At 37.2% G+C, this 12,894-nt stretch carries 6 protein-coding genes and 1 pseudogene; 4 read left to right on the plus strand and 3 right to left on the minus strand.

What is annotated here, in order from left to right:
• Positions 1–24 precede the first annotated feature (24 nt).
• Entirely contained in the window at positions 25–699 is a 675-nt protein-coding gene (locus QWY90_RS15130) for a hypothetical protein (RefSeq protein WP_290284087.1), read from the minus strand.
• 62 nt (positions 700–761) lie between these two features.
• Here QWY90_RS15130 and QWY90_RS15135 point away from each other — a divergent pair, with 62 nt between their 5' ends.
• The 3 genes from QWY90_RS15135 (at position 762) to pbpC (ending at position 9,436) form a co-directional block, all read left to right on the plus strand.
• Positions 762–1,205, plus strand: coding sequence for a nucleoside deaminase (locus tag QWY90_RS15135; protein ID WP_290284088.1), 444 nt, complete (start codon positions 762–764; stop codon positions 1,203–1,205).
• Between the two features lie 128 nt (positions 1,206–1,333).
• The gene (locus QWY90_RS15140; protein WP_290284089.1) at positions 1,334–7,009 is read left to right on the plus strand and encodes an alpha-2-macroglobulin family protein; all 5,676 of its coding nucleotides are present in this window, start codon (positions 1,334–1,336) and stop codon (positions 7,007–7,009) included.
• A 51-nt stretch (positions 7,010–7,060) separates the two neighbouring features.
• The gene (gene pbpC / locus QWY90_RS15145) at positions 7,061–9,436 is read left to right on the plus strand and encodes a penicillin-binding protein 1C (RefSeq protein ID WP_290284090.1); all 2,376 of its coding nucleotides are present in this window, start codon (positions 7,061–7,063) and stop codon (positions 9,434–9,436) included.
• Between the two features lie 153 nt (positions 9,437–9,589).
• Here pbpC and QWY90_RS15150 read toward each other — a convergent pair whose 3' ends face one another.
• Positions 9,590–11,134, minus strand: a complete 1,545-nt coding sequence (locus tag QWY90_RS15150; protein WP_290284091.1) for an Rne/Rng family ribonuclease — start codon at positions 11,132–11,134, stop codon at positions 9,590–9,592.
• Positions 11,135–11,535: 401 nt separating this feature from the next.
• Positions 11,536–11,829, minus strand: a complete 294-nt coding sequence (locus QWY90_RS15155; protein WP_290284092.1) for an HU family DNA-binding protein — start codon at positions 11,827–11,829, stop codon at positions 11,536–11,538.
• A gap of 135 nt (positions 11,830–11,964) precedes the next feature.
• Between QWY90_RS15155 and mutY the strand changes: the two are divergent.
• Positions 11,965–12,894 (plus strand): annotated as a pseudogene (mutY, locus tag QWY90_RS15160) (A/G-specific adenine glycosylase); the annotation flags it as partial.

Raw genomic sequence — 12,894 nt, forward strand, 5'->3', positions numbered from 1 at the left:
CAAATTTACGGTATTAATCTGAAATTATTTCTTTTCTGTTTTTGTAGAGTCTAAAAACTTTACCTGACTAACCATTCCAGATGTCATTTCATTTTTTTTAGTTTCAGGGACTACTTTGACATCTCCAGTTAAATGCTGAATAACTACTTTTTCTTTTGATGGTTTAATAAATTTGACCTGCTTAACAGGCGGTGGTGGAGGAAGAGGCGGCATTTTTACACCAGCCTTAACTAAGGAATCATACCTTTTCATATCAATTTTACCTAATGTCACATGTTCTTCATTAATAGTATCTTTTTTTGGAAGAATAACACCAGTAGTAGTGTAGGTAGAGTCGGTCACTTCAACTCCATCAATTTTTTGTTTATCCCCATTGGAGTTCTGGCAACTAAACAAGGTCGTCCCCATGCTGACTAACAATGCCAGCATGAATATTTTATGAAACTGAACCTGAGAAAATAAAACGTCTCGTGGAATCTGGATAATAACCGAATCTAATTGCTCCGTTTTAAATCGGCCACAAATTTTTTGACCCTGATTCCGTATAAAATACTCTTGAATCTCGGTAGCTTTCATATCGGAGAAATCAACAACACTTTTTACACAACTATTGCAAAACCTACCTGTTTGGTCGGGCGTCATTTTATCCCAATCTTCGTGACACGGTTTTGGAACAGTTATTTTATAGTTAGTTTCCATAAAGAATAAAGTTTGTGTTTACACAGATAACGATAATAGTACTAAAATAGTATTTTTGTTTTATGGAAAATCCTTTCACCGATGACTATTTTATGAAGAAAGCTTTGCAGGAAGCTGAACTCGCTTTTGAAAAAGGGGAAATTCCAGTCGGCGCCGTAATTGTAATCGACAATAAAATCATTGCCAGAACCCACAATCTTACCGAAATGCTGAATGATGTTACGGCTCATGCCGAAATGCAGGCTATTACTTCAGCTGCAAATTTCATAGGCGGGAAATACTTAAAAGGATGCACACTTTATGTAACTTTAGAACCATGTCAGATGTGTGCCGGAGCTTTGTATTGGAGCCAGATTTCAAAAATCGTTTTTGGTGCTTCGGATGAGCAAAGAGGTTACCAAAATTTAGGGACTTCAATTCACCCAAAAACTCAAGTAATTAAAGGTGTTTTAGCCAACGAATGCTCGGATTTAATGCTTCGCTTTTTTGCTTCCAAAAGAAAATAATTTTACAGGAAAAATATTCCCAAATAATATTTTTTGTATTGAATAATATTTTGATACTTTTAGCGTTATATAGCTAATTGAGGAAAATCACTCAAGGATAAGTTCTAACAAATAATTCTTTTACAACCATGAAAACCAACAAGATTTTCGGCTTGTTCGTTGCAATTTTTTTATTGCAATCCTGTACTAAAAAATCGGCTTCCGATTTTGATTCAGATTACGCTCTTTACAAAGACTACATTACAGGATTTTCATCAGGGTTCATCTCGGTCAATTCCGATTTCAGGGTGCAGTTGGCCTTCAACAAAAGCGATTGGAAACCTAATCAGGAATTAGACGAGGATTTATTTGATATTTCGCCAAGCGTAAGCGGAAAAGTAGTAGCGCTTTCCAGTAATACCATTGCGTTTATTCCAAAAGAAAAATTGGATCAAAATACGTTGTACCAAATCACCTTGCATCTTTCTGATATCACCAATAAAGTTCCGAAAGAATTAAAGGATTTCAAATTTTCAGTAAAAACAATCAAGCAAGATTTTATTGTGAATACACAGGATTTGCAATCTTACAGCAAGGATTGGTATTACTTAAATGGAACTCTAAAAACAGCTGATAATCTTAGTTTTGAAGAAGCCCAAAAAATTATTGAGGCAACACAAAACGATAAAGATTTAAAGATAAAATTTGACAAAGCGACCAGCACCAATACTGAATTTAAATTCATGATTGACAGTATTCAGCGTTTTGAAACCGATAGCAAAATAAAAATTGCATGGGATGGTGACGATGTGGATATCGACCAAAAAGGCAAAGCTGAAGTTTTAATTCCCGGTAAAAACCAATTTAAGGTACTAACTATTCAGGTTGGCGATACCAACAACCAATCGGTGTTGATTAACTTTTCTGATCCATTAAAAAAAGACCAGGATTTTAAAGGATTAGTGTCTATTGAAAACACAAGTAATCTGAAGTTTTCCACTATGGGAAATGTTTTAAAAGTGTTTTACGACAAAGATCCCGTTAAGTCAAAAGTGGATAATGGTGCTTCCAATCAATCGGTAGCTGTTGAGGCAGTTGTTGATACTACAGCTGTTACTGTTGACACCACAGCAACAGTTACAGATGAACCCGAAATTACTCAAGTAGCAGCTGCAATTGAACAATCATTTACGGGAAGTAAATTGGTTGAGGTTTTTCAGGGAATTGAAAGCATCGATGGTTATAAAATGAAAAACAACTATTCTGAAAAATTGATGTTTGACCAAATAAAACCAGGTGTGAAATTATTAAAAAGTGGGACGATATTGCCAAGTTCCAATAATTTAAAAATCAATTTTGAAGCGGCTAATCTAAATGCAGTTGATGTAAAAATCTACAAGATTTACAAAAATAATATCATGCAGTTTTTGCAGGATAATGAAATTAACGGCACACGAAATTTAAGACAAGTAAGTCAGGCTGTCGCCAAATCGACTATCGAACTAAAGCAGAATAATTTACTGGATTATACTAAATGGAATACCTATTCTTTGGATATTTCAAAAATCATAAAACCAGAACCAGGAGCCATTTATCGTGTCGAGTTCTCTTATAAAAAGAAATATTCTTTGTATAAATGCGAGACATCAACAGCAACTTCGGAAGATAACAGCGAGAGCGAAGATGCCGAAGAAGAAAACGAAGATGATGTTAATTATAGCGGCAACGACTATGATGACTATTATTATGAAAGAGATTATGATTGGAGAGAAAGTGAAGATCCATGCACCGATTATTATTACTACAACACCAAAATCGGAACCAATGTTCTTGCTACAGATTTAGGAGTAATTGCAAAAAGAGGAACAGATAAATCAGTTGTCATTGCAGTTAGCAATATCGTTTCCACAGATGCGATTTCCGGCGCTTGTGTTGATTTATACAATTTCCAACAACAAAAAATCGCCACTTCTTCTACTGATGGTGATGGAATGGCTTCCTTCCAATTAGAAAAACTAGCTTATTTCGCCATTGTGACCAAAGGTGACCAAAGCACTTATGTGAAATTAGATGACGAACTTTCATTGTCGGTTAGTAATTTTGATGTTTCGGGTGAAACGTTACAAAAAGGATTAAAAGGCTATTTGTATGGCGAACGCGGCGTTTGGCGTCCGGGGGATACGATGTATTTGTCTTTTATTCTGAATGACAATGCTAATAAATTGCCAGCATCGCATCCCGTAAAATTAAAACTGAATGACCCACATGGGAAAACAGTGTATCAATCGGTTCAAAAACTGAATGAACTTAATCATTACAAATTTGTAGTGCCAACTCAGGATAGCGCACCAACAGGAAATTGGGAAGCGGTTGTAAGTATTGGTGGTGCGCGTTTTTATAAAAGCATCAAGATTGAAACGATTAAACCAAATCGTTTAAAAATTAAAAACAGTTTCAACGAACCTATTCTTTCGGCAAGCAAAAACAATGTGAATAATATTCAGGTTTTATGGCTACATGGCGCCGTCGGCAAAGATTTAAAAACCGAAGTTCAGGCTAAATTCTTCCAGCAGTCAACTACTTTTAAAGGCTATGATAAATATACTTTTGATGATCCGACCAGAAGTTTTTCTACTGAAGAAGTCAATATTTTCTCCGGAAAAGTGGATGGAAACGGTCGTGCTTCCATTCCGATAAAACCGAATATTCAAGGCCAAGCTCCCGGAATGTTGCGAGCGGCATTCATCACAAAAGTTTATGAAAGCGGTGGTGATGTGAGCACAGATGTGGCTTCAACTACCTATTCTCCATACAAAAGTTATGTTGGAGTAAAATCGCCCGAACCAAACAAATACGGCATGATCGAAACTGGGAAGAACAACCGTTTTGATATTGTAACTGTCGGAGAAAACGGAAAACCAAAATCGGTTAAAAATTTAGAAGTCCGTGTTTATAAATTACAATCGCGTTGGTGGTGGGATGCTTCCAATGATGATTTATCGAATTATAACACGTCAAACTCGACGATTGCTTATAAAAATTTCGTTGTCAGTACTGATTTTTCAGGAAAAACCAACATCTCTTTCTCGGTAAGAAATGAAGAATGGGGGAATTATTTAATTCGGGTTTCCGACCCAATCGATGGTCATGCTACAGGAACAAAAGTATATATAGACGAACCTTATTGGTCAGCAGAGGCCAGAACCGGCACAGGCGAATCGGCCACAATGCTACGGTTTTCTACCGATAAAACTAACTATGCCGTTGGAGATAAAGCTAAAATATTCTTCCCGTCAAGCGAAGGCGGCAGAGCCTTGATTTCTATCGAAAACGGAACTAAAGTAGTGAAAACGCTTTGGGCTAAAACCAAAAAAGGAGAAACCACAGTTGAGCTGCCAATTACAGGTGAAATGGCTCCGAATGTCTATATCAATATTTCATTATTGCAACCACATGCTTCAACCAAAAACGATTCGCCAATCAGAATGTACGGCATTGTTCCGATTGAAGTGGTAGATAAAAACACAGTGCTTGAACCACAACTTACGATGCCTGATGTGCTTCGTCCGGAGCAAACAGTGAATGTAAAAGTTTCCGAAAAACACGGCAAGAAAATGACTTATACTATAGCAGTTGTCGATGAAGGATTGTTAGATTTAACACGTTTCAAAACCCCAAATGCCTGGGATAGTTTCTACACCCGTGAGGCTTTGGGTGTTCGAACCTGGGATATTTATGATGAGGTGATTGGCGCTTATGGCGGAAAAGTAAATCAGGTTTTCAGTATTGGTGGTGATGCAGAAGCTGGTGGCGGAAAAGCTAAAAAAGCGAATCGTTTCAAACCAGTTGTACTCTATTATGGTCCGTTTGAATTGGATAAAGGCGAAAGCAAAATCACTAAAATAACCTTACCAAAATACATTGGCTCAGTCCGAACTATGGTTGTTGCTGCTGATGCAGAAACCAGTGCCTACGGAATGGCAGAAAAAGCCACGCAGGTTAGAAGTCCGTTAATGGTTTTGGCTTCATTACCAAGAAAAATTTCTCCTTCCGAAAAAGTGACTATTCCGGTTACCTTGTTTGCAACAGAGAAAAACATCAAAAATGTAACACTTCAAATCAAATCAAATAGCGCCGTTAAAGTGGTTGGAAGTAGTACTCAAAAAGTAACTTTCACTGAGCCTGACGAGAAAATGGCTTACTTCAATTTAGAAGTGGGAAGTATTACAGGAATTGGTAAAATAGATATTATTGCGACTTCCGGAAAAGAAAAATCAACCTATTCGGTAGAAATTGATGTGACCAATCCGAATCCGGTGACCAATGCGTATTCCGATATTGTGATTGAACCAAACAGTTCCAAAACAATTACATGGAAAACCTTTGGCGTAACAGGAAGCAATAAAGCTGGCATAGAAGTATCATCGGTGCCAACAGTAGATTTCGGGCGACGATTGAATTATTTAATTCAGTATCCGCATGGTTGTGTGGAGCAAACTACTTCGGCTGTTTTCCCTCAATTGTATCTTACCGATATAATGGATTTAGATGCCGTTCGCAAACAAAATATTCAGCAAAATGTTACTATTGGCATCCAAAAATTAGGGAATTTCCAATTGCCAAATGGTGGTTTCTCTTATTGGCAGGGAATGACTGAAGCCGATGATTGGGGAAGTTCTTATGCTGGACATTTCCTGATTGAAGCTGAGAAAAAAGGGTACGTATTGCCTATAAGTTTCAAATCTAAATGGATTTCTTACCAAGGCAAAATGGCAAAACAATGGCGTTTCGAAAAACAATATTACAACGATATGGCACAGGCTTACCGATTGTATACACTAGCATTAGCAGGTTTCCCTGATTTAGCTTCAATGAACAGATTGCGAGAAACGGTTGGAATTTCTAATGAAAGTAAACTGCGATTAGCAGCGACTTATGCATTGATAAAGCAAAATGCGGCCGGAATGGCATTGTTGAGTAAATCCTTTATCGATGAGCAAAATTTCAACGATGATTATTACTACTATTACTATGGTTCAGCCGATAGAAATAGAGCCATGGCATTAGAAACTTTGATTTTATTGGGACAAAAACAGCAAGCATTTGCCATGGCAACTAAATTAGCCAAGAACATGTCAAGCGACAAATGGATGAGCACACAAACTACGGCTTATGGTTTGTATGCGATGTCAAAATTTGCTAAATCCAATGGCAGCAAAGGCGTTTCGGTTCAATATACTAATGGAGGAAAACCAGTAATTATCAATACAAACAAAACGGTTGCCCAAAGAAATTTGGTGGTGAAAAATGGCGGAAATGCGATTACAATTAAGAACAACAAAAATAACACACTTTTTGTTCGTGTCTTGAACAGCGGAATCTTACCAGTTGGAAGCGAAAAAGTGATATCCAATAATTTGTCTGCCAGCGTGGTTTTCAAAGACCGAAAAGGGAAAGCTATTTCGGTTACAAAAATCGCTCAGGGAACTGAATTCTATGCCGAAGTTACATTGACTAACCGCAAAAATGAATGGGTTGAAAATGTTGCCTTGTCACAAATTCTGCCTTCCGGATTTGAAATTGTAAACACACGTTATACTGATTTTGGTGATGCAACTAGCAATATTGCTGATTACATCGATATTCGTGATGACAGAGCCAATTATTATTTCGGTTTGAAAGCCAACGAAACTCGAAAATTCAAAATCTTGCTGAATGCTTCTTATTTGGGTAAATATTATTTACCTGGATTACAATGTGAGGCGATGTATGATAATGATTTCTTGGCAAGAACTAAAGGGCAATGGGTGGAAGTGGTAAAATAAATTTACACCTGACAGGTTTTTAAAACCTGTCAGGTGTTTAATTCCATAAACGTGAAAACAAAACTTAAAGCGTTTTTCCAACGCTTCTTCAATTATATCAAGCGCAACCCAAAGAAGTCTGCTATCGTAGCCATTTTGCTGATAGTATATTACTTTTCGTTACCGCGCACCCTTTTCGAAGAACCCTATTCCACCGTTATCGAAAGCAGCGATGGCGAGTTGTTAGCTGCCAAAATAGCCCGCGATGGGCAATGGCGTTTTCCTGCAAAAGACAGCGTTCCCGATAAGTTCAAAAAATGTATTGTTTATTTTGAAGACGAACATTTTTACTATCATCCCGGCTTTAATCCTGTGGCGATGTTCAAAGCATTTCAGCAAAACAGAAGCGCCGGAAAAGTAGTTCGTGGCGGAAGTACCTTAACACAACAGGTCATTCGGTTATCGCGCAAGAATAAAAAGCGAACTTACTTTGAAAAAGGAATTGAAATGATTTTGGCAACCCGATTGGAATTGCGTTATTCCAAAGAAAAAATCCTCGAATTATATGCAGCGCATGCCCCTTTTGGTGGAAATGTGGTTGGGTTAGAGATGGCTTCTTGGCGTTATTTCGGAGTGCAATCGCATCAATTGTCGTGGGCAGAAAGTGCGACTTTGGCAGTGTTGCCCAATGCACCGAGCTTGATTTATCCGGGAAAGAATCAAATCAAATTGCTCAGAAAACGCAATGGATTGCTGTTGAAATTATACAATGAAAAAATCATTGATAAGCTTACGTATCAATTGTCGATTACGGAACCTTTGCCGCAAAAACCCTATTTAGTTCCGCAGATCGCGCCTCATTTATTGCAGCGCGTAGCCAAAACCGATGAAGGCAAACGCATCAAAACTACGATTGATGTTTCATTACAAAATCGCGTGAACCAAATTGCCACTCAATATTATAATCAGTACAAACAAAACGAAGTGCATAATCTCGCTGTGATTGTTATCGATATTCAAAACCGAAATATCATCAGCTATGTTGGGAATTCGCCAACGGATAAAGATCACGACAAAGATGTTGATGTTATTGGTGCGCCAAGAAGTACAGGTAGTATTTTAAAGCCGCTTTTGTTTGCTTCGATGCTCGATGAAGGCGAGATTTTACCCAATACGTTGGTTGCAGATATTCCAACACAGATTTCAGGCTATACACCTGAGAATTTTAACCATTCTTTTGACGGAGCAGTTCCGGCTCAAAGAGCTTTATCGCGTTCGTTAAATATTCCGGCGGTGTTGATGTTGCAGGAACATGGCGTTAATAATTTTTATGAATTGTTGCAAAAATTCAAACTCAAAAATATAAATAAGCATCCTGATCATTATGGTTTGTCGCTGATTTTGGGTGGAGCCGAAAGCAATCTTTGGGATTTGTGCCGAACCTATGCAAATTTGTCGTCAACCATAAATTACTTCAATGCTTCCGATGGAAAATACAGAACCAAAGAGTTTACCGAACTCAATTATGTCAGCGGATTTGAGCAGGATTATGGCGAAGAAAGTTATCAGAAAACAATCTTGGGTGCAGGTTCAATTTTCCTGACCTATAATGCCATGAAAGAAGTGAATCGTCCAGAAGGCGATGAAGCTTGGAAGTTTTACGACTCTTCATTAGAACTAGCCTGGAAAACCGGAACAAGTTTTGGGAATCGCGATGCCTGGGCAATCGGTACCAATTCCCGTTATGTAGTTGGCGTTTGGGTTGGAAATGCCAACGGAGAAGGAAGGCCCGAGTTGACCGGAGTAGGAAGTGCAGCTCCAATTTTGTTTGATGTTTTCAATTTGCTTCCGCGAAAAAAATGGTTCCAAACGCCGTTAAACGATTTGCAATATGCTGATGTTTGTGCGTTGAGTGGTCATTTGGCACAGGATGATTGTACGAAAATCAGACAATTAGTTCCCAGAAAAGGAATGAAAACTTCGGTTTGCGCTTATCATAAGTTGGTGCATTTAGATAAGACAGAGCAATATCGCGTAAACAGCAGCTGTGAAAGTGTAGACAATATCGTTTCCAAAAAGTGGTTTGTCTTGCCGCCGGTTATGGAATGGTATTATAAAAGTCTGCATATAGATTACAAACCTTTACCTCCTTTTAGAGACGATTGCCAGCAAAACCAACAGGCATCCATGGATTTTATTTATCCGAAAACGAACAGTAAAATTTATCTAGTTAAGGATTTTAACAGCAAGATTCAGCCGGTGATTTTAAAAGTGGCGCACTCCAACAAAGAAGCGAAGTTGTATTGGTATGTTGATAATGTCTACAAAGGCACCACTCAAACCTTTCACGAAATGCAAATTGAAGCCGAAACGGGAATTCATTACATTACCGTGGAAGATGAATATGGGAATGATATTAGGAGGAAGATTGAGATTATAAAGGATTAGCCCTAGCCCGGATTGCAACGTAAATCCTTTTTAAGGATTGCCCTGAAGAACAGCGCAAGGGAAATACAATCCTTAAAAAGATTGCAGTGGAAAGCCGGAATAGCTTCAAAAAAACACAAAAAAACCGCCAATCTCACGAAAGGCGGTTTTTATTTATTGTTTGATTTCCTTTCCTTCACCATCGAAGAATTGGTACTCAAAATACGTGTAAGCGTCACGAGGTATGATTTTCACCCACTTTTTATGTTCAAAAAACCATTTTGAACGTAATGATGGAAAACCTTTGGTAAGGTATGCTGCCACAAAAGGATGCACATTAAGTGTCACTTTTTTATGGTCTTTAATTATTTTTTCAAGAGAAAAAGCAATCTTGTCAATAATCTGGATTGGCGCATCGATGTCGCTTGTCAAATTATTTGGATTTTCTTCCCTTGTTTCAATATTTACTTCTGGTCTTACCCGTTGTCGTGTAATTTGAACTAATCCAAATTTACTTGGCGGTAAGATTTTGTGTTTGGCTTTATCATCGCTCATTTCTTCTCTAAGGAAGTTGAACAACACTTGGCGATTGTCTGGATCTTTCATATCGATAAAATCGACTACGATGATTCCGCCCATATCTCGCAATCGTAATTGTCTTGCGATTTCTGCTGCTGCGATCATATTTACTTCCAAAGCAGTATCTTCTTGGTTGTTGGCTTTGTTAGAACGGTTTCCGCTATTCACGTCAATAACGTGTAGGGCTTCGGTGTGTTCTATAATTAAATAGGCACCTTTGCTCATAGAAACAGTTCGGCCAAAAGAAGTCTTTATTTGTCGCTCAATATGATATTTTTCAAACAATGGCGTGTCTTTCGATTGATAAAACTTAACAATTTTTTGTTTGTCCGGAGCTATTTCGGCTAAATAGTCCTTTGTTTCTTGGTACAACTCTTCATCATCAATTTGAATACTGGTAAAAGTATCGTTGAATACATCTCTAAGTATCGAAGAAGCTTTATTTAGCTCTCCCAACACTTTGGATGGATGATGTGCAGTTGGTAATTTTTTACTCATTGCAGTCCATCTATTCATTAAGTTCTGCAAATCTTTTTCTAACTCGGCTATGTTTTTGCCTTCGGCTACTGTTCGCACAATAACGCCAAAACCCCTTTGTTTGATAGATTGTACAAGTTTTTTAAGACGGTCTTTTTCTTCTTTCGATTCTATTTTTTGTGAAACAGAAACGCGATCCGAAAAAGGCACTAAAACTAAAAAGCGTCCGGCGAAGGAAAGCTCACAGCTTATTCTCGGACCTTTTGTAGAAATAGGTTCTTTTACTACTTGTACTAATATTGACTGATTGGCGTTCAGTATGTCTGCAACTGCACCATCTTTGTCAATTTCTTTCTCAAACTGGAAGTTTTTTAGGGAGAAATCTTTTAGTTTACCTGCGCTTACAAGTTTTATGAATTTCAGATAAGAAGCGAAACTTGGACCCAAATCGTGATAATGTAAAAAGGCATCTTTTTCGTAGCCTACATTTACAAAAGCAGCGTTCAATCCGGCAACGGGTTTCCTTATTTTGGCAATAAAAATATCGCCAACCTGGAAGTTGCTTGTTTCCTCTTCTTTGTGTAATTCAATTAGTTTTCCATCTTTTAATAAGGCAAAATCTACAGCGTCAGCACTAGATCTAATGATTAGTTCTTTATTCACTTTGTAAATTTTTATCCAAACTATTAGTTTGCAGTTTACGGTTTACAGTTTACAGTTTTTCAACTCATAACTCATAACTCATAACTCATAACTGAATTGTAAGGATGGATTAAACATTTTAAACAGGTATTGTTTACCCGGTGAAGTTAGATTGTTAGAGTATTAGATTCTTAGATTATTAGATAAAAGCTCTAATTTTCTAAGTCGTCTAAGTCGTCTAAAAGGTCTAATCTTCCATTTCAATGAACGTTTTCTAAAAAAGAAAAGTAGTTTAAAACTACTTTTTCTTTTTGTGTCGGTTAGCTCTCGCACGTTTTTTACGTTTGTGCGTTGCTACCTTATGTCTCTTTCTTTTTTTACCACTTGGCATAGTGAAGATTTTTGGTGATTAATAAATAAATTTATACTGCTACTTCAGTATTAGTTTTTATTGCTTCTACAAATACTTTTGCAGGTTTGAATGCAGGTATATTGTGAGCAGGTATTTTAATGGTTGTATTTTTAGAAATGTTTCTACCAGTTTTTTCAGCTCTAGTTTTGATAATAAAACTACCAAAACCTCTTAAATAAACATTGTCTCCAGTTTCTAAAGAAGTTTTTACTTCTTCCATAAACGCTTCAACTACTGCTTGAACATCTCCTTTTTCAAGTCCTTTTCTTTCTGAAATCTTTGCTACGATATCTGCTTTCGTCATTTTCTTTCGTATTTAATATTAATTATGTGATTTTTTTGAGGTTGCAAATATATGAATAATAAAAACAATATTTCAAGCATAATCTATTAAAATTTAATAACATAAAGATTTATTTTTGCTAACCATAATTTAACTATGAAATTCTCTAAAGCACTTATCCAATGGTATTTACAAAACAAACGTGATTTGCCTTGGCGAAATGACACAAATCCATACACCATTTGGCTTTCGGAAATCATGCTGCAACAAACACGTGTGGCACAAGGATTACCTTATTTTTTACGTTTTACGGCCGCCTTTCCTACGTTTTTTGATTTGGCAAAAGCCGATGAGGAAGAAGTGTTAAAATTGTGGCAGGGTTTGGGCTATTATTCCAGAGCCCGAAATTTGCATAAAACAGCCAAGCAAATTGCTTTTGAGTTTAATGGGGAATTCCCAAAGTCGTATGGCGAATTATTAAAACTAAAAGGAATTGGCGAATACACTGCGGCCGCAATCGCCTCTTTTGCTTATAATGAAAGTGTTCCTGTTGTTGATGGGAATGTTTTTAGAGTGCTCTCTCGGTATTTTGATGTGGAAACCGATATAGCTTCGACCGGAGCCAAAAAAGAATTCACCCAATTAGCAGCCGAAGTATTGCCAAAAGGACAAGCTAATTTATTCAACCAGGCCATAATGGAATTCGGTGCTTTGCAATGTGTGCCCAAAAATCCAGATTGCGGCATTTGCGTTTTTAATGACAGTTGTTTGGGGTTGCAGCAAAAGAAAGTGGCACAGCTTCCGGTGAAATCTAAAAAGATAAAAGTGACGAATCGTTTTTTTAATTATTTGGTTTTTTCGGATGAGAATGACAAAACTATTATCAACAAAGAACCCAAAAAGGCATTTGGCACAATCTGTATGAGTTTCCAGTACTTGAAACGGAAATGGCAGAAAGTGACATCGCTGTTTTGGACTTAATTCAAAATCAAAGTTTTGTAGATAATCCAATTCAGGAAATTCAATTATACAATTCCGAAAACTATTGTTCACAAAACTTTCACACCAACATTTAGCAATAAAATT

The sequence above is a fragment of the Flavobacterium paronense genome (genome assembly GCF_030409795.1).
GTDB lineage: Bacteria > Bacteroidota > Bacteroidia > Flavobacteriales > Flavobacteriaceae > Flavobacterium > Flavobacterium paronense.